Annotated in this window: 23 protein-coding genes; 13 read left to right on the forward strand and 10 right to left on the reverse strand. The window is 56.8% G+C overall.

The window, feature by feature from the left end; genetic code table 11:
* The first annotated feature begins 224 nt into the window (after nucleotides 1–224).
* The 3 genes from mdoG to ACJ8PE_RS18970 all read left to right on the forward strand — a co-directional run bounded on the left by mdoG (nucleotide 225) and on the right by ACJ8PE_RS18970 (nucleotide 4753).
* Nucleotides 225–1793: a glucans biosynthesis protein MdoG gene (mdoG, locus tag ACJ8PE_RS18960; RefSeq protein WP_169539530.1), complete on the forward strand. Its 1569-nt coding sequence runs from the start codon at nucleotides 225–227 to the stop codon at nucleotides 1791–1793.
* Nucleotides 1786–4344, forward strand: a complete 2559-nt coding sequence (gene mdoH / locus ACJ8PE_RS18965; RefSeq protein ID WP_197761125.1) for a glucans biosynthesis glucosyltransferase MdoH — start codon at nucleotides 1786–1788, stop codon at nucleotides 4342–4344. Before mdoG ends, mdoH begins: the two co-directional genes overlap by 8 nt.
* A 163-nt stretch (nucleotides 4345–4507) precedes the next feature.
* Complete coding sequence (locus tag ACJ8PE_RS18970) at nucleotides 4508–4753, forward strand: YceK/YidQ family lipoprotein (protein ID WP_197761123.1); 246 nt, start codon at nucleotides 4508–4510, stop codon at nucleotides 4751–4753.
* A 6-nt stretch (nucleotides 4754–4759) separates the two neighbouring features.
* On the opposite strand, the gene ACJ8PE_RS18975 is transcribed toward ACJ8PE_RS18970, so the two are convergent.
* Together ACJ8PE_RS18975 and ACJ8PE_RS18980 are read right to left on the reverse strand one after the other, a co-directional pair.
* Nucleotides 4760–5305 (reverse strand): GNAT family N-acetyltransferase, encoded by a 546-nt coding sequence (locus ACJ8PE_RS18975; RefSeq protein ID WP_197761122.1) that lies wholly within the window; start codon nucleotides 5303–5305, stop codon nucleotides 4760–4762.
* Nucleotides 5306–5338: 33 nt separating this feature from the next.
* Nucleotides 5339–5716 carry a MysB family protein gene (locus ACJ8PE_RS18980; RefSeq protein ID WP_015377419.1) on the reverse strand — a complete coding sequence of 126 codons (378 nt, stop codon included), beginning with the start codon at nucleotides 5714–5716 and terminating at the stop codon, nucleotides 5339–5341.
* A 210-nt stretch (nucleotides 5717–5926) separates the two neighbouring features.
* Here ACJ8PE_RS18980 and leuA point away from each other — a divergent pair, with 210 nt between their 5' ends.
* Nucleotides 5927–7615 carry a 2-isopropylmalate synthase gene (gene leuA / locus ACJ8PE_RS18985; protein ID WP_197761119.1) on the forward strand — a complete coding sequence of 563 codons (1689 nt, stop codon included), beginning with the start codon at nucleotides 5927–5929 and terminating at the stop codon, nucleotides 7613–7615.
* Here the strand turns inward: leuA and ACJ8PE_RS18990 are convergent.
* Complete coding sequence (locus ACJ8PE_RS18990; RefSeq protein ID WP_404768970.1) at nucleotides 7566–8366, reverse strand: AraC family transcriptional regulator; 801 nt, start codon at nucleotides 8364–8366, stop codon at nucleotides 7566–7568. The two genes, leuA and ACJ8PE_RS18990, sit on opposite strands and share 50 nt — an antisense overlap.
* Nucleotides 8367–8503: 137 nt before the next feature.
* Here ACJ8PE_RS18990 and ACJ8PE_RS18995 point away from each other — a divergent pair, with 137 nt between their 5' ends.
* The 4 genes from ACJ8PE_RS18995 to ACJ8PE_RS19010 are packed head-to-tail and all read left to right on the forward strand — an operon-like array spanning nucleotide 8504 to nucleotide 10065.
* Nucleotides 8504–8821 (forward strand): ArsR/SmtB family transcription factor, encoded by a 318-nt coding sequence (locus ACJ8PE_RS18995; RefSeq protein WP_069100846.1) that lies wholly within the window; start codon nucleotides 8504–8506, stop codon nucleotides 8819–8821.
* Nucleotides 8811–9245 carry a YeeE/YedE family protein gene (locus ACJ8PE_RS19000; protein ID WP_197792777.1) on the forward strand — a complete coding sequence of 145 codons (435 nt, stop codon included), beginning with the start codon at nucleotides 8811–8813 and terminating at the stop codon, nucleotides 9243–9245. Before ACJ8PE_RS18995 ends, ACJ8PE_RS19000 begins: the two co-directional genes overlap by 11 nt.
* Before the next feature lie 2 nt (nucleotides 9246–9247).
* Entirely contained in the window at nucleotides 9248–9676 is a 429-nt protein-coding gene (locus ACJ8PE_RS19005) for a YeeE/YedE family protein (protein ID WP_197761115.1), read from the forward strand.
* Nucleotides 9667–10065 carry a VOC family protein gene (locus ACJ8PE_RS19010; RefSeq protein ID WP_047026302.1) on the forward strand — a complete coding sequence of 133 codons (399 nt, stop codon included), beginning with the start codon at nucleotides 9667–9669 and terminating at the stop codon, nucleotides 10063–10065. The genes ACJ8PE_RS19005 and ACJ8PE_RS19010 overlap by 10 nt, the downstream gene beginning before the upstream one ends.
* A 49-nt stretch (nucleotides 10066–10114) precedes the next feature.
* On the opposite strand, the gene ACJ8PE_RS19015 is transcribed toward ACJ8PE_RS19010, so the two are convergent.
* The 4 genes from ACJ8PE_RS19015 to ACJ8PE_RS19030 form a co-directional block, all read right to left on the reverse strand.
* On the reverse strand, nucleotides 10115–11668 hold the full coding sequence (locus tag ACJ8PE_RS19015; protein WP_042784184.1) for a peptide MFS transporter: 1554 nt from the start codon (nucleotides 11666–11668) through the stop codon (nucleotides 10115–10117).
* 474 nt (nucleotides 11669–12142) lie between these two features.
* Nucleotides 12143–13381 (reverse strand): multidrug efflux MFS transporter MdtG, encoded by a 1239-nt coding sequence (gene mdtG, locus ACJ8PE_RS19020; RefSeq protein ID WP_033650732.1) that lies wholly within the window; start codon nucleotides 13379–13381, stop codon nucleotides 12143–12145.
* Between the two features lie 199 nt (nucleotides 13382–13580).
* Nucleotides 13581–13865 (reverse strand): YciI family protein, encoded by a 285-nt coding sequence (locus ACJ8PE_RS19025; RefSeq protein ID WP_033642669.1) that lies wholly within the window; start codon nucleotides 13863–13865, stop codon nucleotides 13581–13583.
* Nucleotides 13866–13966: 101 nt separating this feature from the next.
* Nucleotides 13967–14887, reverse strand: coding sequence for a Kdo(2)-lipid IV(A) acyltransferase (locus tag ACJ8PE_RS19030; RefSeq protein WP_197792782.1), 921 nt, complete (start codon nucleotides 14885–14887; stop codon nucleotides 13967–13969).
* A gap of 380 nt (nucleotides 14888–15267) precedes the next feature.
* On the opposite strand from ACJ8PE_RS19030, the gene trhO reads away from it, so the two are divergent.
* A complete protein-coding gene (gene trhO / locus ACJ8PE_RS19035) occupies nucleotides 15268–16335 on the forward strand; it encodes an oxygen-dependent tRNA uridine(34) hydroxylase TrhO (protein WP_033638032.1) in 1068 nt (355 codons plus the stop codon).
* A 43-nt stretch (nucleotides 16336–16378) separates the two neighbouring features.
* On the opposite strand, the gene ACJ8PE_RS19040 is transcribed toward trhO, so the two are convergent.
* Together ACJ8PE_RS19040 and ACJ8PE_RS19045 are read right to left on the reverse strand one after the other, a co-directional pair.
* A complete protein-coding gene (locus ACJ8PE_RS19040) occupies nucleotides 16379–16957 on the reverse strand; it encodes a YceI family protein (RefSeq protein WP_123894596.1) in 579 nt (192 codons plus the stop codon).
* 23 nt (nucleotides 16958–16980) lie between these two features.
* On the reverse strand, nucleotides 16981–17535 hold the full coding sequence (locus tag ACJ8PE_RS19045) for a cytochrome b (protein ID WP_147839471.1): 555 nt from the start codon (nucleotides 17533–17535) through the stop codon (nucleotides 16981–16983).
* A gap of 442 nt (nucleotides 17536–17977) precedes the next feature.
* On the opposite strand from ACJ8PE_RS19045, the gene ACJ8PE_RS19050 reads away from it, so the two are divergent.
* Complete coding sequence (locus ACJ8PE_RS19050) at nucleotides 17978–19036, forward strand: AI-2E family transporter (RefSeq protein ID WP_197792783.1); 1059 nt, start codon at nucleotides 17978–17980, stop codon at nucleotides 19034–19036.
* Nucleotides 19037–19163: 127 nt separating this feature from the next.
* Here the strand turns inward: ACJ8PE_RS19050 and ACJ8PE_RS19055 are convergent, their stop codons facing one another.
* Nucleotides 19164–19988 carry an HpcH/HpaI aldolase/citrate lyase family protein gene (locus tag ACJ8PE_RS19055; protein ID WP_197761111.1) on the reverse strand — a complete coding sequence of 275 codons (825 nt, stop codon included), beginning with the start codon at nucleotides 19986–19988 and terminating at the stop codon, nucleotides 19164–19166.
* 219 nt (nucleotides 19989–20207) lie between these two features.
* Here ACJ8PE_RS19055 and ACJ8PE_RS19060 point away from each other — a divergent pair, with 219 nt between their 5' ends.
* From ACJ8PE_RS19060 to ACJ8PE_RS19070, 3 genes are read left to right on the forward strand one after another with little or no spacing between them, the layout of a single operon-like run.
* A complete protein-coding gene (locus ACJ8PE_RS19060) occupies nucleotides 20208–22064 on the forward strand; it encodes an IucA/IucC family protein (protein WP_442536851.1) in 1857 nt (618 codons plus the stop codon).
* Nucleotides 22065–22098: 34 nt separating this feature from the next.
* Complete coding sequence (locus ACJ8PE_RS19065) at nucleotides 22099–24204, forward strand: TonB-dependent receptor (protein WP_197761109.1); 2106 nt, start codon at nucleotides 22099–22101, stop codon at nucleotides 24202–24204.
* A gap of 11 nt (nucleotides 24205–24215) precedes the next feature.
* The gene (locus tag ACJ8PE_RS19070) at nucleotides 24216–25616 is read left to right on the forward strand and encodes a Y4yA family PLP-dependent enzyme (RefSeq protein WP_197761107.1); all 1401 of its coding nucleotides are present in this window, start codon (nucleotides 24216–24218) and stop codon (nucleotides 25614–25616) included.
* Nucleotides 25617–25625: the final 9 nt, after the last annotated feature.

Below are 25625 nucleotides of genomic sequence, written 5' to 3' on the forward strand. Positions count from 1 at the left end.
ACACGCTTAATAAGTCGTCAAACGTTAAATTGTTATCCGGAACCCTACTATAGCCCCTCGCATTTTTCCATAGCGTCTTGTTGCGCGGCTTGCTACGCTGGTGCTCCATCAGCTGCTTAAACAATGAGCCGTAAACATGAACCATCCATTTATCATGTTGTCGGAAAGCTGAGTAATCCATTAATATGGATTTAAATGATTTGAGCACACGAATAGGGGGGGATGTGCTAGTTAATATATTATCCGGACAACCACGCGCCGCGAGCGTTCGTTGGTTAGGTGCTACCGTATTGTTCACGCTGTTCAGTTCGCCGGCATGGGCCTTTTCTATTGATGATGTGGCCAAGCAGGCGCAGGATCTGGCTGCGAAAGGTTTCGAAGCCCCGAAGAGCAACCTTCCTTCTCAGTTCCGCGAGATGAAGTTCGCAGACTATCAGCAGATTCAGTTCAATCACGATAAAGCCTATTGGAGCAAGCTGAAAACCCCTTTCAAGCTTGAGTTTTATCATCAGGGGATGTATTTCGATACGCCGGTGAAAATCAACGAAGTCACCTCTACCAGCGTAAAACAGATCAAGTACAGCCCGGATTACTTCAACTTCGGCTCGGTCAAACACGATCCTGAATCAGTGAAGAACCTCGGCTTTGCCGGCTTCAAGGTGCTCTACCCGATCAACAGCGCCGACAAAAACGATGAGATTATGAGCCTGCTGGGCGCGAGCTATTTCCGCGTGGTGGGTAAAGGGCAGGTTTACGGGCTTTCCGCTCGTGGCCTGGCTATCGATACCGCTTTGCCTTCCGGCGAAGAGTTCCCGCGTTTCCGCGAATTCTGGGTTGAGCGTCCGAAGCAGGGCGACAAACACCTGGTGATCTACGCGCTGCTGGATTCCCCGCGCGCCACCGGCGCTTACCGTTTCACGGTGATCCCGGGCCGTGACACCACCGTGGACGTCGAGTCCAAAGTGTTCCTGCGCGATAAGGTGGGCAAATTGGGCCTGGCGCCGCTGACCAGCATGTTCCTGTTCGGGCCGAACCAGCCGTCGCCGACGCTGAACTACCGCCCGGCGCTGCACGATTCCAACGGCCTGTCTATCCATGCTGGTAACGGCGAGTGGATCTGGCGTCCGCTGAACAATCCTAAACACCTGTCCGTCAGCACCTATACCGTTGAGAATCCGAAAGGCTTCGGTCTGCTGCAGCGCGGTCGCAACTTCAAAGAGTACGAAGATCTGGACGATCGTTACGATCTGCGCCCGAGCGCCTGGATCGAACCGAAAGGCGACTGGGGCAAAGGCAAGGTCGAGCTGGTGGAGATCCCAACGGCGGATGAAACCAACGACAACATCGTCGCGTTCTGGACGCCGGATACCTTGCCGGAAGCCAAAAAACCGCTGACGCTGAGCTACCGTCTGAACTTCACCCGCGATGAAGACAAACTGCATTCGCAAGACATCGCCTATGTGGCGCGGACCATGCGTTCGACCGGTGACGTGAAGCAGTCCAACCTGATCCGCGAGCCTGACGGCAGCGTCGCCTTCCTGGTCGATTTCGTCGGCCCGGTGCTGAAAGCGCTGGACGCCAATACGCCGGTCGCTTCTCAGATCAGCATCGGCGACAACGGTGAAATGGTAGAAAACAACGTCCGCTATAACCCAGTGACCAAAGGCTGGCGCCTGACGGTGCGTCTGAAAGTGAAAGACGACAAGAAGCCGGTAGAAATGCGCGCGGCGCTGGTCAATGGCGATAAGACACTGTCGGAAACCTGGAGCTATCAGCTACCTGCCAATGAATAAGCCTACTCAACCCGCCCAGGATTATCTTGCGGCGCTGCCTCTGACCGCTGAGCGGTCGGAGGCGCTCAACCCTCAAACGGCGGATGACGCTCAAGCTCTGGAGGCGCTCCATCGGCAGATGGGCGCCGCCGACGCCAACGTCAATAGCCTGTCGGCGGATGACGTGGCGCTGGCCTCGGTCAAACCGCGCATCGAAAGCGCCTGGCCGGATGCGGTCAGCGATGACGACTTCGATACCGACGCCGAAGGGCGCGCCATTCTGAAGGCGACGCCGCCGATCAAACGCACCACCATGTTCCCGGAAGCCTGGCGCACCAACCCGGTGGCGCGCTTCTGGGATTCTCTGCTGGGGCGGTCGCCGCACAATCGGCACGCCACCAAAGAGGAGGCCGAGGCCGAGAACCGCTGGCGTACCGTCGGCTCCATGCGCCGCTATGTGCTGCTGGTGCTGATGCTGGTGCAAACCGGCATCGCCACCTGGTACATGAAAACCATCTTGCCTTATCAGGGCTGGGCGCTGATCGATCCTATCGCCATGCTGGACCAGGATCTGATGCAGTCGGTGCTGCAGCTGCTGCCGTATGTGCTGCAAACCGGCATTCTGATCCTGTTCGCCGTGCTGTTCTGCTGGGTCTCGGCCGGTTTCTGGACCGCGCTGATGGGCTTCCTGCAGTTGCTGATCGGCAAGGACAAATACAGCATTTCCTCCACCATCAAGGGCGATGAGCCGATCAACCCGGCGCACCGCACCGCGCTGATCATGCCGATCTGCAACGAAGACGTCGAACGCGTGTTCGCCGGCCTGCGCGCGACCTATGAGTCCGTCGCCGCGACCGGTCAGCTGGAACACTTCGATATCTACGTGCTGAGCGACAGCTACGATCCGGACATCTGCGTGGCCGAGCAAAAGGCGTGGATGGAGCTGTGCCGCGATGTCGACGGCCACGGCCGCATCTTCTATCGCCGCCGCCGTCGCCGCGTCAAACGCAAGAGCGGCAACATCGACGACTTCTGCCGTCGCTGGGGCGGTGAGTACAGTTACATGGTGATCCTGGATGCCGACAGCGTGATGAGCGGCGAATGCCTCACCGGGCTGGTGCGCCTGATGGAAGCCAACCCGAACGCCGGCATCATCCAGTCCGCGCCGAAGGCGTCCGGCATGGATACCCTGTACGCGCGCGTGCAGCAGTTCGCTACCCGCGTTTACGGGCCGCTGTTTACCGCCGGTCTGCATTTCTGGCAGTTGGGCGAGTCGCACTACTGGGGCCATAACGCCATCATCCGCGTGAAGCCGTTTATTGAGCACTGTGCGCTGGCGCCGCTGCCGGGCGAGGGCTCCTTCGCCGGTTCTATCTTGTCGCACGACTTCGTTGAAGCGGCGCTGATGCGCCGTGCCGGCTGGGGCGTGTGGATCGCTTACGATCTGCCGGGCAGTTACGAAGAGCTGCCGCCGAACCTGCTGGACGAGCTGAAACGCGACCGTCGCTGGTGCCACGGCAACCTGATGAACTTCCGCCTGTTCCTGGTGAAGGGCATGCACCCGGTGCACCGTGCGGTGTTCCTCACAGGCGTGATGTCCTACCTGTCGGCGCCGCTGTGGTTCATGTTCCTGGCGCTCTCCACCGCATTGCAGGTGGTGCATACCCTGATGGAGCCGCAATACTTCCTGCAGCCGCGGCAGCTGTTCCCGGTCTGGCCGCAGTGGCGGCCGGAGCTGGCGATAGCGCTGTTCTCCACCACGCTGGTGCTGCTGTTCCTGCCGAAGCTGCTCAGCATCGTGCTGATCTGGGCCAAGGGGGCGAAAGAGTATGGCGGCGCGTTCCGTTTGTTCATTTCGATGCTGATGGAAATGCTGTTCTCGGTGCTGTTGGCGCCGGTGCGCATGCTGTTCCATACCGTGTTCGTGGTGAGCGCCTTCCTCGGTTGGGAAGTGGTGTGGAATTCGCCACAGCGTGACGACGACGACACGCCGTGGGGCGAAGCGTTCCGCCGCCATGGCTCGCAGATGTTGCTGGGCCTGGTGTGGGCCGGCGGCATGGCGTGGCTGGATCTGCGTTTCCTGTGGTGGCTGTCGCCAATCGTGTTCTCGCTGATCCTGTCGCCGTTCGTGTCGGTGCTGTCGAGCCGCGCGACGCTGGGCATGAAAAGCAAACGCGCCAAGCTGTTCCTGATCCCGGAAGAGTACAATCCGCCGCGTGAGCTGCTGGCGACGGAAGAGTACCTGCATCTCAACCGCAACCGCGCGTTGACCAACGGCTTTATGCACGCGGTGGTCAACCCGTCCTTCAACGCGTTGGCGACGGCGCTGGCGACGGCGCGTCACCACCTGCGCGCGACGCTCGATCGCAATCGCGAGGAGCGGGTAAACGAAGCGCTGCAGCTGGGGCCGGAGAAGCTGGTGAAGGGCAAGCGTCTGGAACTGCTGAGCGATCCGGTCACGCTGGCTCGTCTGCACCAGCGCGTCTGGCTGCTGCCGGAAGGCGCTGCCTGGCGTGAACACTACCAGCAGTTGCCGCACAACCCGCTGGCGCACCCAACGGGCCGGCGTTAATCGCTTAACGGCAACGCTTAGACGGGGAATGCGCACGGCGCGTTCCCCGTTTTTTTTACCTTTTGCCTGAGCGCACCGGTGCCGGTGAAAAAAGGGAACTGTGATAGACTGCGGCCGATGCGTTGTTCACTCGCGAAACAACCCCTTTCTCAGAGTCAATGTCGTGAAGCTCTCTTCCTACTTTCGCCTGGCCTGCGTGACGGCCGGCGTGATGGCCCTAACCGGCTGCGGCAGCATCATCAGCCGCACCGTGCCCGGCGCCGGGCACGGTCATCAGTATTATCCCGGCGTGCAGTGGGATCTGCGCGATACGCCCTGGCGCTACGTCACGGTGATAGACGTGCCGCTGTCGATGGTGGTGGACACCTTTATGCTGCCGTTCGATGCGCAGCATGGCCCCTACAAGTAACTTCGTTCAGCGGGTGGCGAACACCACCAGCTGGTAGCTTTTCTGCCCGCAATGGAAAGGCGCCAGCGCCGTCATCCTCAGCCCTTGCACGTGAGCGGCCAACGAATGCGGATTGTCGTCGTCGATAAACAGCGCGCCCACGTCGTAGTCATGACTGGTGTGCGCTTTGACGGCGGCGTAGAGCCGTTTCAGCACGCCTTTGCCGCGCCAGGCCATGCCGAGGCAGACCGGGCCGTAGAGAAATACCCGCTGCTCACGCAGCGGCCGTCCGGCGAATGAGTGCGTGGCGAGCGTCGCCAGCATCGCATCCACCACCGGCGGCCGCGGCTGCGCGTCGGCGGGCATCAGGCAAACGAACCCCGCCAGTTGGCCCTCCTGTTCCGCCACCCATATGCCGATGCCGCGGTTGATCGCCGTCAGCTGCGCCTCATTCATGCGCGATACGATAAATCCCTGCCGTTTTTGGCGCTCATCGAGCGCTTCCGGCACGTTTTCCGCCTGCAGTTGCAAAATGGCGGGGTAGTCGGTGGGGCGGGCCTGGCGAATGTTCATGCTGCCTCCTTGGCGTTCAAAGCGTCGTGCGGGTTAACGTTCATCCCACTCATCGGCGGCGGCCTGGCCTTCTTCGGTATCCAACGGCGGCTCGAGCTGGAAGTCGCCTTCCTCCCATTCGTACAGGGTGTTTTCGTCTATCCACTCGGCGGTGATTTCCACCTCGTCGTAGTCACCGTCGAAGATCGCCTGCGCCGCCGCACCGCTGCGCAGCGTCAGGCATTCCACCGCCTCGCCTTCTTCTTCGAAGAACTCCGCCTGCCACATCGTGTCGCCATCCTGCATCACGTACTTTTGCAGATTGAACTGCTGCGGCACCGGCGGTTCGTCACCGCCGCCGCCTTCGGCGGTGTCGAGAAACTCTTCGCGTGCGGCCTCGATGGCTTCTTCCAGGGTTGCATACAGGCTCATGTTCGCCTCCGTTGACAATGAGAGTAAAGCGTCCGGCGTGCTGCCGGCGCGGTGGGGGAAAACGTCAAAACTAATTGTTGTCTCACTGGCGCAGGATGCAAATTTTTTTGTTGTCCGCTCTGCGACGACGGTTGTCCGCAAAGCGGGAGAAGCAGGCGCGGAGGCGGGAAATAATGACGGTATCGTTCACTCAGGCATCAGGAGAAGCCCATGTTAATCGACCCTTCAAACAAATACCGACCGTTCCCGCCGGTGACGTTACCGGATCGCCAGTGGCCTGCGCGTACCCTGCGACAGGCACCGCGCTGGTGTTCCAGCGATCTGCGCGACGGCAACCAGGCGCTGGCGGAGCCCATGGATAACGCGCGCAAGCGCGAGTTCTATCAGCTGCTGTTGCAGTGCGGTTTCAAAGAGATTGAGGTGGCTTTCCCTTCGGCGTCGCAAACGGACTTCGACTTTGTGCGCGCCCTGATCGACGAGCGGCTGATCCCGGACGATGTCACCATTCAGGTGCTGACGCAGTCGCGCGACGATCTGATCGACCGCACCTTCGAGGCGCTGCAGGGAGCGCCGCGGGCTATCGTGCATCTATATAACGCCACGGCGCCGATGTTCCGCGACATCGTGTTCCGCCAGGATAAGGCGGCTACCGTGGCGCTGGCGGTGAACGGCGCGCGGCGCATTCGCCGGCATTGCGAGGCGCAGCCCGATACCGTCTGGTGCTTCGAATATTCGCCGGAAACCTTCTGCTTTACCGAATTGGCGTTCGCGCTGGAGATCTGCGAAGCGGTGGCGGATGTTTGGCAACCGGGGGCACAGCGGCCGATGATCATCAACCTGCCGGCGACGGTGGAAGTGAGTACGCCCAACGTGTATGCCGATCAGATCGAATGGTTCTGTCGCCACTTCAGCCGTCGCGCTGATGTGACGATCGGCGTGCACCCGCATAACGATCGCGGCACCGGCGTCGCCTGCGCCGAGCTGGCGCTGCTGGCCGGCGCCGATCGGGTCGAAGGCTGCCTGTTCGGCAACGGCGAGCGTACCGGCAACGTCGATCTGGTCACGCTGGCGTTGAATCTCTATACCCAGGGCGTGGCGCCGGGCCTGGACTTCAGCCGCTTGAAGCAGGTGGTGGAGGTGGTGGAACAGTGCAATCAGCTGCCGGTGCATCCTCGCCATCCTTATGCCGGTGAATTGGTGTTTACCGCCTTCTCCGGATCGCATCAGGATGCGATCAAGAAAGGCTTCGCCGCGCAACGGCAGCGGCAAGATGGCTGGTGGCAGGTGCCTTACCTGCCGCTCGATCCCGCCGATGTCGGCTGCAGCTATGAGGCGGTGATCCGGGTTAACAGCCAGTCCGGCAAAAGCGGCGCCGCCTGGCTGTTGGAGCAGAACCATGGGCTGGCGTTGCCGCGCGGTTTGCAGATTGATTTCAGCCAGGTGGTCCAGCGGGCGACCGACGGCAGCGGTAAGGAAATGAGCGTCGCGCAGCTGTGGCGCTTATTCCGCGACACTTACGGGCTGGTGGAACAGCCGCGCTTGCAGCTGTTGAGCTATCAAACGGAAAGTCACGGCGTGGAAGCGTACAGTTTCAACGCGCGAGTCGCCTGGCAGGGGGAGCCTCTGCAGCTGCAGGGGGCCGGCAACGGCCTGCTTTCCAGCGCGGTGGATGCGCTGCGCCAACGCTTCGGTTTGCCGTTGGCTATCGAAGATTACCACGAGCATACGCTGGGGCATCAGAGCGACAGCCGAGCGGTGGCTTACATTCGCTGCGTTTTGCCGCACGGCGAGGCGAGCTACGGCGTTGGCATCGACGTCGACTCCGCCAGCGCTTCGCTGCAGGCGTTGTTCAACGTCGCCGGGCGCTATCTGGCGTCAACGTCGGCGTGGCCCGGCTGAAATAGTCGCTGGGCGCTACCCCCAGCACCCGGCGAAACATGGCGCTGAACGCGCTGGGGCTGTCATAGCCGAGATCCAGCGCCACTTCCAACACCGAACGTCCGATCGCCAGCGCGTTCAGCGCCGCCAGCAAACGGGCGCGTCGCACCCAATCGCCAAAACGCAGCCCGGTTTCTCGCTGGAAGCGCCGCGACAGGGTGCGTCCGCTGACATTGAGGCGTTCGGCCGCCTGTTCCAGCGTCCAGGGCTGCGCCAGCGTGGCCTGAATATGGCGGCACAGGGCGAGCAGCGAGGCCTCGCGCGGCTCGGGCAGGTGCAGCGGCAAGCTCGGCAGTACCCGTAATTCATCCAGAATCAACTCCATGATGCGCTCGTCGCGCCCGCCGCTGGGGTAGCCGGGCGCAATCTCCATCGCGCTGATAATCAGCTCGCGCAGCAGCGGCGACACCTGCACCACCTGGCACTGAGCCGGCAGATCGGCGCGCGCCAGCGGATCGATGAACAACGTCCTGGCCGCTACCTGGCCGGTGATGCGCAGACTGTGCACCACTTTCGCCGGTACCCAGACGCCGCGGCCGGGCGGCACCACCCAACTGCCGAGCCGGGTAGTGACCTGCACCACGCCGCTCAGGCTGTGGATCAGCTGCGCGCAGCTATGGTAGTGCTCCGGCTCGCTGTCGCCATGATGATAATCCCTGGCTAACGGCCGGACAGGCTGATCGGGCGGCAGAACGTCGTGAAAAAATAACATCGCTGGCGCCCTCCGCGCGGCAAAAGGATAAGACCAAACAGCATGCCATGCGGCGTTATTTCACGCCAGCCTGTGGCTTTGCACGTCAATACTTTATAAAATAATATTATATAATTTTATATATTGATGGAGGGTCAATGGATATTGACGCGATGCGTAAGGCGGCGACGCAGGCCGGCGCGATGCTGCGCACCCTGGGCAACGAAGATCGGCTGCTGCTGCTGTGCCGGCTCAGTCAGGGCGAGATGGCGGTGAGCGAGCTGGCGCAGGCGCTGGATATCCGCCAGCCGACGCTGTCCCAGCAGCTTGGCGTGCTGCGGGAGGAAGGGTTGGTGTCCACCCGGCGCGCCGGCAAGCAGATTTACTATGCGGTGGCCGATGCCAAAGCGTTGGCGCTGCTCCATACCCTGTATCAGCTTTATTGCCCACAACCGGAGAACCGCGATGACCATTGACTGGCAACACTTCACGCCTTATTCCGCGCTGGCGGGCGGGGCCATTATCGGCGGCGCGGTGGCGCTGCTGCTGCTGTTCAACGGCCGGATCGCCGGCATCAGCGGCATTACCGGCGGTGTATTGAGTGCCGGTGGCCAGGAGCGGGGCTGGCGCGCCGCATTTATTGGCGGGTTGCTGCTCTCTCCCTGGCTGTATGCTGCCGCTGCGGCTTTGCCGTCCGGTGAGATCGCGGTCGGCAACGGTGGGCTGGCGGCCGCAGGGCTGTTGGTGGGATTGGGCTCTCGATTGGGCAGCGGTTGCACCAGCGGGCACGGCGTGTGCGGCGTCGCACGGTTGGCGCCGCGTTCGCTGGCCGCCACGGTGGTGTTTATGCTGCTGGGCTTTATGACCGTGTGGTTGATGCGCCACCTGGCGGGAGGTTGAGAATGCTTAAAACGCTGTTGGCGCTGCTGAGCGGCGTCATTTTTGGTCTGGGGCTGATCGTCGCCGGCATGGCCAATCCGGCCAAAGTGTTGGCGTTTCTCGACGTTACCGGCGCGTGGGATCCCTCGCTGGCGTTGGTGATGGCTGGTGCGATCGCGGTGGCGGCGCCGGCCTTCCTGTGGGCGAGGCGACGAGAGCGTAGCCTGTTGGGGGAAACGCTGCAGATCCCGGCCGCCGGGCGTCTGGATCGTCGTTTGCTGGCGGGCAGCGCGCTGTTCGGCATCGGCTGGGGCATCGCGGGTATTTGCCCCGGCCCAGCCTGGGTGTTGGCCGGGGCGGAGATAAGCCGGATATGGCCGTTCCTGCTGGCAATGCTGGCGGGCATGGCGCTGTATGACGTTATCATGAGGAGGAGGAGGACATGTCGATAGCCAAAGCGGTGTTGCGCATCGCGCGCCCGACCGATCGGTTGCAAGAGATTGCTACGCTGTATTGCCGCGGGCTGGGGTTCGAAAAGCTGGGCGAGTTTGTCGATCATCAGGGGTTCGACGGCATGATGATCGGGCATCCGCAGCATGCCTACCATCTGGAGTTCACGCAGCATCGCGGGGTACGGGTCGGGCAGGCGCCGACGCAGGATCATCTGCTGGTATTTTATCTGCCGGATGAGAACGAATGGCGGGCCGCGTGTGAGCGGATGCGGGCGGCAGGGTTCTTAGCAGTCGCCGCCTATAATCCCTATTGGGATCGGGCGGGGCAAACCTTTGAAGATCCTGATGGCTACCGGGTGGTATTGCAACATCAGGCCTGGCAGGCATAAAAAAACCGGCGCATCGAGCGCCGGTTTGCGAGATAAAACGGGCTATCCGTCAGGCGTTGGTCGCCGGTTTTTGCGCGCTCTTGGACTGGGTATTTTCCAGCATGCGGCGAATCGGCACGATCAGCACGATAAGCACGGCGGCGCAGATCAGCAACGCGACTGAGCAGCGGGCGAACAGATTCGGCAGCATATCCAGTTGGTCGGCCTTGACGTGACCGCCGATCAGACCGGCTGCCAGGTTGCCCAACGCGCTGGCGCAGAACCACAGCCCCATCATCTGACCGCGCATTCTCTCCGGCGCCAGCAGCGTCATGGTGGCCAGCCCGATCGGGCTCAGGCACAGTTCACCCAGCGTCAGCATCAGAATGCTGCCCACCAGCCACATCGGCGATACGCCGGCGCCGCCGTTGCTCAGCACATTCTGCGCGGCCAGCATCATCAGGCCAAAACCGCCGGCGGCGCACAGGATGCCGATCACGAACTTGGTGATGCTGCTCGGACGCACGTTATTGCGTGCCAGTGCAGGCCAGGCCCAGCTGAAGACCGGCGCCAGCAGGATGATGAACAGGGCGTTGATCGACTGGAACCATACCGCCGGGATCTCGAAGTCGCCGATCATGCGATTGGTGTAATCGTTGGCGAACAGGTTAAACGAGGTCGGTTTCTGTTCAAACGCTGACCAGAAGAACGCGGCGGAGATCAGCAGGATGAAGCACACCAGCAGGCGTGCGCGCTCTTTGCGGCTCAGGCCGGCAAAGGCGAACAGATAGATGAAGTACAACGTGACCGACGCGGCGATCACGTACACCAGCACGCTGGCCACCTCGACCGGATTGATGACGATAGTGCCTTGGGCGATCAGCACGATGACCGCCACCAGGATGGCCGCCAACGCCAGCAACCAGGCGCCGACGCCTTTTTTCTTCGCGACCGGGCTGTTCCAGGTGGAGTCCAGGCCCACTTCGCGGTCATAGCGTTTCATCGCCGGGACGGCGAACACCCGGAAGATCACCAACGCCACCAGCATCCCGATACCGCCGATGCCGAAGCCCCAGTGCCAGCCGTGTGACTTGATCAGCCAGCCGGAGATCAGCGGGGCGATGAACGAACCGATGTTGATGCCCATGTAGAACAGCGAGAAACCGCCGTCGCGACGCGCATCGCCTTTCTTGTACAGCGTACCGACCATCACCGAGATACAGGTCTTGAACAGGCCGGAACCGAGCACGATGAACATCAGACCGATGAAGAACAGGTTGGTGCCCATCACTGCGGACAGCGCGATCGACAGGTGGCCGAGCGCGATCAGAATCGAACCGTACCAGACGGCCTTGCGTTGGCCGAGCCAGTTGTCCGCCAGCCAGCCGCCCGGCAGCGCCGCCAGGTACATGCTGCCGGCGAAGATGCCGACGATCGCCGACGCGTTCTCGCGCGCCAGGCCCAGGCCGCCGTCGTACACCGTGGCGGCCATAAACAGGATCAGCAGCGGACGGATGCCATAGAACGAGAAGCGCTCCCACATTTCGGTGAAGAAAAGAGAACCCAGCGGATAGGGATGGCCGAAGAAGGTCCGGCTTTCTGACTTATTGACAGAGGATTGCATAACGATTTCCCAATAAAAGGCGCTGCAAGGCTGCAGCCCGTACTGTGGTATGTATGTGTATTTAATGAAGGCGATCCGCCCAATGCGGATTACCCGACAAAACCGCGGCTGCAACGCTGATAAACCGTGGAAAGCGTGCTGACCTTTTCTTCACTTGGCCGATGGTTCACATCTGGCGTGATATTATTTAACCATTTGATAACTGGTCATTGGTTTTGTCTAGTACCTGTATCCCATTTTTTAGACGAAAAGTCGACAAGCATCTCCTTTTCTGGTTTTTCTGTTGGTTGTGACAGGAATATGATTGACAGCGGGTTTTATGCGCTGAAAGTTAATTATTTGTTGATAAACAAGATGTTGTATTAAGAAGGTTCTGAGTTAGGTGAAAATTCACCGGCGGCGAGAAAGCATTATTAAAAATAGGGGAAACGCGCCGTTGATCCGGCCAATGGCGAAAGCTGGCGATAAATGCAGCTATTGCTCTTCCTGCAGCGTATCTTCCCGCATATAGCCCGGCCGTCGTCGCAGACACCACCAGGAATAGCCGGCGTTGAACAGCACCACCAGCGCGGTGACGCCGAAGACCGCGCGAAAACCGTAACCGGCGGAGACTGCGGCGCCGAGCAGCGGGCCGCTGACGTTGCCGACGTCGCGGAACGACTGGTTATAGCTGAAAATACGGCCGGCCACCTGATTGGTGCAGTTATAAATCAACAGCGTCTGTACCGCCGGCAGCAACGCGCCGTCGGCCGCCCCCAGCAGAAAACGCAGCACCCCGAGTTGCCACGGTGTTTGCACGAACGCCATCGGGATCAGCAGCAGCACCGAAACGATCAGCATGAACACCAGTATGCGTTCCGGGCCGATGCGATCGCCCAGCTTGCCCAGCCGCGGGGCGCTCATCAATGCCGCGACACCGGGCACCGAGGCGATCAGCCCGCTGATAAACGCCAGATTGTGGGTGGCGCCGGCCAAATCGCGCACATACAGCGTCAGGATCGGCGCGATCGAGCCGGTGGCGATCTGGATGATCATGGTGGTGACGAACAGGCTGAGCACCAGCTTCGGGTTTTTTAGCGAAGCGAACACCTGTTTTGCGTGCAGCATGTCGCGCTTTTGCACCGGGGTGAATTGTTCTTTGACATACAGCAGCGTCAGCACGAAGCAGACGAACAGCACCGCGGCGGTGATATAAAACACCGGGCGCAGGCCGTATAAATCGGCCAGCAGCCCCCCGATCAGCGGGCCGACCAGCGCACCGCCGACGCCGCCGGTGGACAGGGTGCCGAGCGCCCAGCCGCTGCGGTTGCGCGGCACCTGGGTGGCGATCAGCGCGTTGGCGTTGGGAATGAACCCGCCGAGCAGCCCCAGCACCGCACGCAGTGCGAGAAACTGCCAGACCGTTTGCGCCATGCCCATCAGCGCCATGACGATCGCCATACCGAGCGCCGAACGCAGCAGCATCAGTTTGCGGCCGCGTCGATCGGCCAGGGCGCCCCAGAACGGTGCGGCGATAGCGGAAAACAGGAAGGTGATGCTGAACAGCAGACCGGACCACATGTTGAGCGCCTGATGGCCGGTAACGCCCAGCGTCTCTACGTACAGCGGCAGAAACGGCATCACCAGGCTGAAGGCGGCGCCGGTGAGAAAACATCCCAGCCAGGCGACGAAAAGATTGCGTTTCCAGTTAACGGGTTCTGCTGCCGAAGCCATAAATGTCCACTGCCGAAAGGTGACGCGTTTTGCCGGTGGCGAGATGATGGGGCAAAACGTGAAAGTTAGCGTGGTAAGTATGCGCCGCAGGCGCGGCGACGGCAAACGAGGGGACGCAGATAGGGCAAAAAATGAAATAAAGTTTTAAAAATGACGTTTAAACCTTATTCCGCGCTTGGCGCGCGGAATTTACAGCGTTTTATAGTCCGGCCAGCGCCTCGAAACCGGCGGCGGTGGTGGTGGCGCTAAAGTCGGTGACCTCGTAGTGGGCCACGGCGTTGAACGGATCTTCGGCCAGGATGGCGTCCAGCCGAGCACGCTCAATGCCTTTGGCCAGGATCACGCCGCCGGTGCGGGGATTCTTGCGGCCGGAGGCGACGAAGGTGCCGTCCTGAAAATATTTCTTAAGCCAGGCGATGTGCCCGTCAAGGTGGCTGTCGACGTCGGCGATCGGGCGATGGTAGGTCAGGCTGACAATGTACATGGCGTCTCCAGGGTTAGCGGCAAAAACATTACCATCCCACCCTCGCCGTTGATTCTCAAGGGGCGCGCAATAAAAAACCCGCCGGCGGCGGGTTTGCGTGATCAGTACAGCGAAGGTTCGCCTTCCGGGCGGGTCTTGAAGCGGCGGTGCAGCCACATGTATTGGTCCGGCGCCATCAGGATCTCTTTTTCCACCACTTTATTCATAAAGGTGGCGGCCTCGAGTTCGTTGTCCAGCGGGAAGTTTTCCACCGCCGGCTGCATGATCAGCTCATAGCCTTTGCCGTCCGGCAGGCGACGCGGAGTGAACGGAATGATCGCCGGTTTGCCCATCCGCACCAGCACGTAGCTGCCGGTGGTGGTGGCGGCTTTGTCCACCGCGAACAGCGGCACGAAAACGCTGCTGCGCGGGCCATAGTCGTGATCCGGCGCATACCAGATGATATCGCCCTGTTTCAGGGCGCGGATCATGCCTTTGACGTCTTTACGATCCAGCATCGATTTGTTGGAACGCATCCGGCCCCAGGTTTGCAGCCAGTCCATCAGCTTGTTGTCGTGCGGGCGGTAAACGCCGATGCCCGGGTTGTGAATGCCGAAGATGCGCGCGCCCAGCTCCAGCGTCAAAAAGTGCAGGCCAATCAGCAGCACGCCCTGATGGTTGTCGCGCGCTTTTTGAATGTGCTCCAGGCCGCTGACCTTGAACCATCGCTCGATGCGCCAGTTCGGCCAGAACCACGCCATGCCGGTTTCAAACAGCCCCATGCCGACCGATTCGAAATTCTTTACCACCAGCGCATCGCGTTCAGCCTGCGGCATGTCGGGAAAACAGAGTTCGAGGTTACGTTGGGCGATAACGACGCGCCGCTTGAGAAAGCGCATGGAAAATCGCCCGATCGAGGTGCCGAGCCAGTAGATGACGGGATAAGGCAGCAACACCAGCAGATACAGCAAGCCGATGCCTACCCAGGTCAGCCAGTAGCGCGGGTGCAGTAAGGAGCGATTGAAAGTAGGAACTTGAGTCATGGGTTCTCTGTTTTAATACGGTTGTTTAAGTGTAATGACAGAGTCATAGCATGGTCTGACGGCCGGGTGGGCTCGGTCGCAAGGTTCGTTTCTGCCGATTGTTTGCGACTATTGTGGCATTTTTCTGACGATCCGGGAAAACACAACGCATTAAAATCCCTTTTTGGGCGTTAAATATGCATCGAATGCCGAATTTTTCCACAATGTTTCCCGCTAAAGGCCAACGGCAATATCATGGCCGGGCATTATTCAGGAGCAACCGTGTAGGCATTATGGCGGGGCTGCGCGGCGGCGGTTTTTCGGGTATGATGTGCGCCACGCGCGGGCCGGCAGGCTGCGCGCGATAATCAGTCACCTCCCGAAAGACAGGAAAGTACACCATGCCAGTGTTACATAACCGAATTTCTAACGAGGAACTGAAGGCGCGCATGCTGGCGGAAACCGAGCCGCGCACCACAGTTTCTTTTTACAAATACTTCTCCATCGACGATCCCAAAGCGTTTCGCGACAGCCTGTACGTTCAGTTCGAAAAACTGAAGGTGTTCGGCCGCATCTACGTGGCGAAAGAGGGCATCAACGCGCAGATCAGCGTGCCGCAGCATAATTTCGACGCGTTCAAAGCCGCACTGTTCGCCTCGCACCCGGCGTTGGATCAGGTCCGCCTGAACATCGCGCTGGAAGACGACGGCAAATCCTTCTGGGTGCTGCGCCTCAAGGTGCGCGAGCGCATCGTGGCCGACGGCATCGATGACGAGAGCTTTGACCCGAGCAACGTCGGCGAGTATCTGCAGGCCGATCGCGTCAATCAGATGATCGACGATCCGAATACGGTGTTCGTCGATATGCGCAACCACTATGAGTACGAAGTCGGCCATTTCGAAAACGCCATCGAGGTGCCGTCGGATACCTTCCGCGATCAGCTGCCGATGGCGGTGGAGATGTTGCAGGACAGCAAAGACAAGAATATCGTCATGTACTGCACCGGCGGCATTCGCTGTGAAAAAGCCAGCGCCTATATGCTGCACAACGGCTTTAAAAACATCTACCACGTGGAAGGCGGGATTATTGAGTACACCCGCAAAGCGAAAGAACAGGGGTTGCCGCTGAAGTTTATCGGCAAAAACTTCGTGTTCGATGAGCGTATGGGCGAGCGCATCTCCGACGATGTGATCGCCAACTGCCACCAGTGCGGCGCGCCGTGCGATACCCATACCAACTGCAAGAACGACGGCTGCCATCTGCTGTTCATTCAGTGCCCGAGCTGCGCCGCCAAGTTTGAAGGATGCTGCAGTGAGATTTGCCGTGAAGAGCTGAAGCTGCCGCGCGAAGAGCAGCGCGCGCGCCGTGCCGGCCGCGAAAACGGCGTCAAGATTTTCAATAAATCGAAGGGATTGTTGCAGACCACGATGCACATTCCGGCACCGGAAGAAGAAGGCCCAGCCCGCTGAGCCTGAGGAACCGACAAGCCCGGCCGCCAAGCCGGGCTTTTTTTTATTTCTCGCGCACGCCTTCTACGGAGATGATCAGCTCAACGTCTTGCGACGCCGGGCCCAGATCGGTGGTGATGCCGAAATCTTTCAGCTTGATCTTGCCGTTGGCTTCAAAGCCGGCGCGGTAGCCGCCCCACGGATCGTTGCCCTGGCCAATCAGTTTGGCATCGAGCGTAACCGGTTTGGTGACGCCGTTCAGCGTCAGGTTGCCGACCACCGCGTAACCGTCGCCGCTTTTCTTCACTTCGGTGGATTCAAACTTAGCCTGCTTGTTCTTCTCTACGTTGAGGAACTCGGCGCTGCGCAGGTGTTTGTCGCGCTCAGCGTGGTTGGTGTCGACGCTGGCGGTATTGATGGTCACGCTGACCTTGTCCTTGGACGGATCTTTTTCGTCGAAGGTGAAGCCGCCGTCGAAGTCTTTAAAGCTGCCGTACAGCCAGCTGTAGCCCAGGTGCTGGATGCGGAATTCGATAAAGGCGTGCTGGCCCTGTTTGTCGATTTTGTAGTCCGCCGCCAGTGCGGAACCGGCGCTCAGCAGCAGGGCGCCTGCGGTCAGGCCCAAAACGGTCTTTTTCAACATAGCAATCTCCATAAATCCAAAGGTTAATCGGCGCTGCTACCCAGCATCCGTTTCAAAGTGACATCACGATCGATAAAGTGATGTTTAAGCGCGGCCAGCCCGTGCAGTACCGAGAGCACTACCACGGCCCAGGCCAGGTAAAGGTGAATGGCGCCGGCGGTGTCGGCTTGCTCCGCCATGCCGGTCACGGTGGCGGGCACGTCGAACCAGCCGAATACGCTGATCGGTTGGCCGTCGGCGGTCGAGATCAGATAGCCGCTGATCAGAATGCCGAACAGCACGGCGTATAACGCCAGATGCGCGAGAATGGCGCTGACGCGAGTGAGGCGGCCATAGCTGGCCAGCGGTTTGGGCGGCGGCGATACAAAGCGCCAGATCACGCGGATCACCATGATGATGAACAGCAGCGCGCCGATGCTTTTGTGGATCTCCGGCGCCTGGTGGTACCAGACGTCGTAATAGCCCAGCGTAACCATCCACAGACCAAGTGCGAACATGCCGTACACCGTCAGCGCCACCAGCCAGTGGATCAACACTGACACATGGCCGAAACGATCGGCGGTATTTTTCCAGAGCATCCTGTTTCCTTCGATTACCGATTGGCTGGCTGCAATAATTAAACTTTAGGAAACATAAAATCAATAATAAATTTAACTATGTTACTTCTTAGAAATATTAGTCAGTGAATTTGTTTGAGATGTTCGGAGTTCATCAGATAAATCGTTGAAGATGATATTATTTCTTTCACGTAACGTTTATGCTAGTTGTTGAAAATTAGGATTATTATCTATTAATGTCAGCTTTTGTCATTTTACGTAAACCGTCCATAAATTGCTCGGTGGGATTATTTGTTGGCAAAGGTTATGCCTATTTCTCGCGGCGAAGAGCAGGGCGGAAAGATTAATTTTTTCGAACGGTTACGCGCAATCCTCTGCGGCATAACGGCGGACTTTGCTACCATTAGCGCCAAGAGCCGGCGCCCTGGCGCCGGTTAACCCAGTGAAATAACAAGGAAACGTCATGGGCCGAACCCGTGTGACCGACAGCAGCCTGCGTCTGGCCGTCCTGCTGGCGATGTTGGTGATCATTTTGGCCGGGGTGAAAGCCGCCGCCGACATTGTGGTGCCGTTTTTGCTGGCGGTATTTCTCGCCATGGTGCTGAACCCGCTGGTGGCGATGCTGGAGCGTAAACGGGTGCCGCGTATCGTCGGGGTGACGCTGCTGGTGACGGCGGTGATTGTGGTCGTGATGCTGTTCATCGGCATGCTGGGCGCTTCGCTGAACGAGTTCGCCCGTTCGCTGCCGCAGTACCGCGGCATGATGATCGAGAAACTGCGCGAGCTGCAGTATTACGCCGATCGCTTCAATATCAGCCTCTCCAGCGAAGCGATGCTGCAGTATGTCGATCCCAGCGCGGCGATGAATCTGGTCACCCGCATGCTGGGGCACCTGTCTGGCGCCATGACCAACGTCTTCCTGCTGCTGATGACGGTGGTGTTTATGCTGTTCGAAGTGCAGTTGCTGCCTTACAAGCTGCAGCAGGCGCTGGATAAACCGAACGAGGGGCTCGCCGCGATGCGGCGGGCGCTGGATGGCGTGACGCGCTATCTGGTGATTAAAACCATCATCAGCCTGGCCACCGGGGTGATCGTCTGGATCTTCCTGGCGGTGGTCGGCGTACGCTTCGCCTTTATCTGGGGGCTGCTGGCGTTTCTGCTCAACTATATTCCCAACATTGGCTCGGTATTGGCCGCCATTCCGCCGCTGATTCAGGCGCTGTTGTTCAACGGATTAGGAGATGCGCTGGTGGTGGCGGGCGGCTTTATCGCTGTCAACATGGTGATCGGCAATATCCTCGAGCCGCGCGTGATGGGGCGCGGGCTGGGGCTGTCGACGCTGGTGGTGTTCCTGTCGCTGATCTTTTGGGGCTGGCTGCTCGGCCCGGTGGGCATGTTGCTGTCGGTGCCGCTGACGATCGTGGCGCGCATCGCGCTGGAGACCACCGAAGGCGGCTATCGGCTGGCGGTTATCCTGGGCGACGGCCGCCCTCCGCGCCAGCCTCCGGCAGAGCCGGAGTGAGGAGAATTCTTGTAGCCACATTATGCCCGGGGTTGTTAATGCGTTTGAATAACCCCCCCAACGGTGGCTTAACGCTTCTATCTGACTGTTTATAGTTTGCGTGGTTGACCAATACATTCACTCTGGTTTATTTACTGTTCATTAAACGGACTGCCTGTTTTATTAAGGGTAAATCAACCATCGAGCCACCAACCTGAAAAGCATAGTTATCTCTGGATTGTTTTAACACCTCTTCAGCCCATTTAATTTGTTCCTCCGTAGGGCTAAATGCCTTGGCAACCACATTGATTTGATCCGGATGAATACATAATTTAGCACCGAATCCAAGGGAACGAGCATGGCAGCAATCCGTTAACAACGTTTCGGACGTACAAAATTCGGGGGTGACGCAATCAATAGGGGGCGGTAGGTTGGCAAGCCGTGAAGCCACCACGATACGACTTCTCGCATAGAGAAGTGCCTCAGGTGTTTGCAGACAATTAATATCGTGCGAATAATCTAAAGAGCCGAACGCTAATCTGACCACACCGCTACAGGCTATACTCTCACAGTGATACAATCCTCGCGCCGTTTCTATGATGCCGATAAAGGGTAGCCTTGATATTCCGGCATTAAGCCTCGACTTCAAATGGTTTATCGTTTCACTGCATTCCAGTTTTGGCACCATCACACCCGTAATCAATGGCTTATTTAATGAATTGAGTAAACTGATGTCGTCATCAAATTCCTTGTCGTTTGGATGATTTATCCGGATATATATTCCGGTTTTAACGCTGCTCTTATTAATTTTATGTAGCCAACTCAGAACGTTATCACGCCCAAGGGGCTTTTCGTTCGGATGAACAGCATCTTCAAGATCAATAATGATCGCATCGGTACCACTGGCCAACGCCTTCGAAAACATTACCTCTTTATTAGCAGGGATAAACAAATAGCTAATCTCTATACTCATACCTTGTCCGCCTAAGTGATTGATATAAATTGATTCTCTCATCATGGATTACAGTTATGAGAATGATATTGATTATCATTTACATGAATTTATTTTGATGGTAGCGTAGTGACTGAAAGTTTTCAAGGAACCTGAGAGAGCAATGAAATATCACGTTGATCTTAAGGTTCTCAATTTACGCCTAATCGTTTCAACCCTCTTACTTTGGGAGAAAATATGATGGAGCTGGCAGAGGAGAATGGCTTTGCGAGACAGGCACTTTCAACACAACCTGATTTTTCGGCTCGTAACGCACTCTCTCGAATAATTCGTTGTCTTTTTTCGGAAAAACTACTTGATGAAAAGAAACTTGAGGTTTTCGATGATAAAAGTAGGGTTAATTACCGCCTCTCTGATGGAGAATATACCCTTCGGCTAAATCTAACGGCGGTTTTTCCGGCGAATAGTGTTATTAATCGTGGTGATATTATCCTCGAGGCAGCCGACGGGAGCAAAACACCGATTCTGTCACATGAACAACTGATCGACGTCCTGAAAAATGAATTTAGTTTCAGCCCTTCGGCTGAGGGTATAGCTAAATTCAATAAAGATGTTGCTAACAGTATCCATAATGACCGGCTGGCCAGAGCGCATCGGTCAAAATGGCGGAATAGCATTACTAAAGACATGGAGAAAGAGGGGGAGTCTTATTTTGTTAAATGGATAAGACGCCATCACAGTTTGAGAGAGGGGGCGACTCTCCTGGACCAGTGGGGATCTCTGGAAGGCCACCCTTATTATCCTACCTGGAAGTCCCGGCCTGGATTAAATGATGAAGACATCGAGGCCCTGTCCGCCGAATTTGGAGCCCGAGTCATTCTTCGCATGGGAGCCATACAGGCCGACATGGTTTATTGCGAGAAGATGCCTCATGTTCAGGATACCCATCAATGGCTGTCATCGGCCTTTCCTGGCGTCTGGAGTGAATGGTGCGCCTGGCTCGAAAGTCAACATCACAACCCTCAAGAATGGCTGCCCATTCCCCTTCACCCCTGGCATCTTGAACATTGGGTCTTGGGTCATTTCGCCAAAGAAATAGACGAAGGCATTCTTTTGCCATTTGGTCCCGAAATTGAAACCGCACCCTCAATGTCGTTCAGAACTATGCTTCCGACGGCCCCGGCATTGCCTTTTATAAAATTGCCCGTTGCCATATGGATGACCAGTGAGATGCGTAGCCTCCAGGCTAAATCCATTCACATGGGGCCGCGTATTAGTACGATTATTGAGGATATCCTGGATGTGGAGCAGGGTTTTGACGGCAAACTCGACTTTTTCCGGGAAGATGCCGCATGGCACTTCCGTCATAAAGATCGTATGGATGACGCTGAGGGTAAGTTTCTCTCCGTCGTGTTTCGTAGTACGGATGCGTGGAAAAGAAACGATAATTCATTGGCTATCACGGTTGCATCGCTATTTACCGCCCTCCCGCATAAATCCGATCCCCTTATCAGTGAGCTGATTGCCTTGTCAGGATACACGCCTGAGACATGGTTTCGTCATTACACCCGGATCATACTGAAACCGGTCTTGGCTATGTATTTGATTTATGGCGTGGCGCTTGAAGCACACCAACAAAATACGCAGGTTTTATTTGATGATTCCGGCCGCGCTGTGGCCATGCTTATCCGTGACTTCGGCGATGGCCGCAGCTGGGCCCCGGCACTCCGTAAGCAAGGTTACGAACTCAAGCCTTATATCTGGCCTGGCATTTTACCCACGGTGTTTGAAGATGATATTGAACCCGTCAGAACCTTCGTCGTGGATGCTTGCCTTGTCAGTCATTTACATGAAATCGCCCTTTGCCTGACTCACTTCTATTGCATCCAAGATAACCGTATGTGGAAAGTTATTGGCGAAGAACTTGACCGTGTATTTAAAGAACTTCACCCAAGGCTAGATGACAGCTTCTGGCATCAGGAACGCGAGCATTTTATGAACCATCCCTGGTATACCCGCTCATTAATGAGCATGCATTTACAACAATATACTGATTATCGACTTCAGCACGGCCTTAATAATCCTTTAGCTGATTGATACGCCGGTAACTCTGGGACTCGAGATAATGGTTATGAATCGTAGAAAGAAGTTTCTGGTTTTGGCTGTTGTAGAAATTTTAATTCCTTATATTGCGAACGCGGAAGATACCGTTGTCGTTACCGCCGACAGTGCTGTTACACAAACTGAAGATGAACTATCCAAACAAGCCAACATTGGCTTATTAGGAAGTAAAGTCATTCATGATACGCCATTCAGTATCAAGGGATATACCTCGCGATACATTGAAGACAGGCAGGCTAAATCTCTCGGCGATGTTATAAAAAATGATTCATCCGTGCGGGTTACCTCTCCTTCAGGCGGGATCCTGGATTCTTTCATGATCCGTGGATTCCCTATTGGTGAAGGCAATACCGGTGAAGTGGCACTCAATGGTGTCTATGGTGTGGCACCAAATTATCAATTATTGCCGCAATATCTCGAACGAATAGAGTTACTGAAGGGGCCGGGCGCGGGGCTCTATGGGATGTCCCCGAATGGAGGGGTTGGCGGTGTCATCAACGCAGTGACTAAAAGGGCTACAGCTCAGGATATTAAACGACTCACCACCACCTGGGAGTCCAACAACCAACTCGGTGCATACGTCGATGTCGGTAAATTGTGGGTTACTCCGGACGGTGAGGTGTGGGGAATCCGTTTTAACGGTGGCGGTAGTGGTGGCGATTTGGCACTCGACAATGCCTATAAAAATACGGCATTAGGCGCGCTTGCTCTCGATTATGGGAACGGAGGGGTGAGGGCTTCCCTTGACCTGCTTGATCAATATCAGCGAGTCAAATCCCCAAATCGCCCCTTCATTGTCGCTGCAGGCATTGATGTTCCGGATGCTCCCGATGGTAAGACAAATATCGCACAAAAGGGGATGTGGTGGAAAATCCGGGATCAGGGGGCATTGCTACACACAGAATACGATATTAATGACAACGTGACCGTTTTTGCGAATGCAGGCGGTGGGCGCTCGATGGTTTCACGCATATCAGAGCAAACCCCTAATATTATTAACGACAAAGGGGATGTCGTCTCGACGATTACTAATTTCCGCTTTAAGGTGAATCGTTATACTTTAGAAGCTGGCGCAAGAAGTTATTTTTCAACCGGTTCCATTGATCATCAGGCGACGCTGCAGGTCAGTTATTACCATGATCGCCTCGCAATCGCCAGCACTTGGGGGCAAACGGTAGATTCCAATATTTATTCCCCGTCAGACGTTGATGTCACCCTGCCTTCTGCGCCAGCCAGAGTATCAAAAACCTCCTCCAGCCAGTTAAGTGGTCTCGCGCTTGCAGACACAATGACCGTACTGGATGGAAGTGTTGACATCACGCCAGGCGTGCGTCTCCAAAGGGTTCGTGCCGATAACTTCGCCGCTAATGGCGATCGTTCATCCACCTATGATGACTCTGCCGTCACTCCGATGCTTGGCCTGGTCTACCGTCCCTGGAAACCCGTTTCGCTGTATGCCAACTACATTGAGGGGCTCAGCAAAGGTGATGTTGCCTCTGGTACGGCACAAAACGCAGGTCAGGTGATGCGTCCATACCGATCGCGTCAATACGAAGTGGGCATTAAATACGATGAGGCGGGAATCCAAAGCAGTCTTGCTCTTTTCCAGATCACGAAGCCAAGCGGTGCAATCGACGGTAACAATACATTCAATTCCAACAGCGAACAACGGAACCGTGGAATTGAACTGAATATCTCCCATAAACCTCTGGATAATTTGCGAATGTCAGGAAGCCTTTCCCTGATTGATGCTGAGCTCACCAAATCTCCCTCCACCGGCGTTCGTGGTAACAAACCCGTTGGCGTCTCCCCGGTACAAGCAAACGCGGGTGTGGAATATGACCTCCCTGTCCTACGGGGATTGTCCCTGAACAGTCATGTTAATTACAGCGGGAAGCAGTACGTCAATCAGGCGAATACGCAGTCTATCCGTTCCTGGACAACGGTAGATATGGGGGCTGCCTATAAAACGCGTGTGTACGGTACACCGGCAACTTTCCGCTTTGATGTTCAGAACGTGTTAGATCGTCATTATTGGGCTGGCGTGGCGTCATACAGCACCATTGCGCAGGGAGCGCCACGCACCTTCCTTGCATCGGTAACCATTGATTTCTGAGAGGTTTTAATATGGCTTCGCTGTTAAATACCTATTGCCGGGAAACAACTTCATGGCGGGTAAGCCCTGCCAGAGAATTACCCCCCTATGTGGATCCTGTTATTGCCCGATGGTTAGAGACGTCTCCTGATACTCTTGTTCGCTTATCAGAAATTTACGGTTCTCCGCTCAATATTGTTTGGCCACATACCGTGGAGAATAATTTCAATGCGATGGCTGCTATTACGGCGGGATTTGGCATTGAAGCGAAATTTTATTATGGCGTTAAAGTCAATAAATCACAGTCGTTATTACAGGCGGCCGTCACTGCCGGAACAGGGGCTGATGTATCCAGCCTGCAAGAACTCAACGATGCTATCCGCGCTGGATGCAGAGGCAACGATTTGTGTGCCACTGGTCCTGCAAAAACAATACGTTTTTTGCAGGAGTTAATTCTGCAGGGGGCGCGGATTGTTGTGGATTCAGTCGAGGAAATGGACGATCTCATAGAGGTAGCTAAACGCTGGAAAAGCCCGACAGGCCGGATCAGTCTACTACTGCGCCTTCGCCCCGCGTTCAGCCATACCAGCCGTTTTGGTATGTCATCCCGTGAAGTGAGTGCCGTGCTTCAGAAACTCGAGACCTGTAATCCCTTAAAAATCGATGGCTTCCATTTCCATATTAGTGGCTACTCGCCCGTATCCAGGGTTAACGCTTTTTTTGACACTTTACCGTTAATTGCCTGCGCCCGTAGTCTTGGCCATTCCCCATGCATTATCGATATCGGGGGAGGATTGCCCGTTCAGTATGTAGAGGGGAATTGCTATAAGGCATGGCTATCCTCACAAACGCAGGAAAACTATCGTACTCGACGGGTCCCGGATGCTTTCTATCCCTATGGTGGCGATATAAACGCTGAGCACTGGCTCACTCAGTTTCTTGGCGGCGCGGACCCTGCGGGTAAAAGAGTCTGCGATGCATTAATCGATGAAGGATTAACGCTGTGTGTCGAGCCCGGAAGAAGTCTGGCCAACCAGAGCGCCATAAGTGTTTTTCGCGTATGTCGAGTCCGGCCTCACGGTGATTCCGGATACGTTATTTTTGTCGAGGGAAGTAGCTTCAGTGCATGCGAAACGTGGTTTAACTCTGAATTCCTAAGCGATCCGCTCCATATTCGTCAGAATTCTCATGAGCCACCTCCTGCTGCGAAAGCATGGATTGCGGGTCATAGTTGCCTTGACGAGGACGTTATAACTAACCGTCTGATTACATTCAAGCACCTGCCTGAACCGGGCGACTTGCTGATATTTGCCAATACTGCTGGTTACCAAATGGATTTACTGGAAAACCAGTTCCACCGGCACCCGCTCCCCACAAGACTGACTGCTGTCATGAGCTCGCGCCAAAACCTCATTTTTACCGTTGACAATTAAGGAGTTGTA

Source organism: Serratia sp. CY74737 (genome assembly GCF_052166775.1).
GTDB lineage: Bacteria > Pseudomonadota > Gammaproteobacteria > Enterobacterales > Enterobacteriaceae > Serratia > Serratia ureilytica.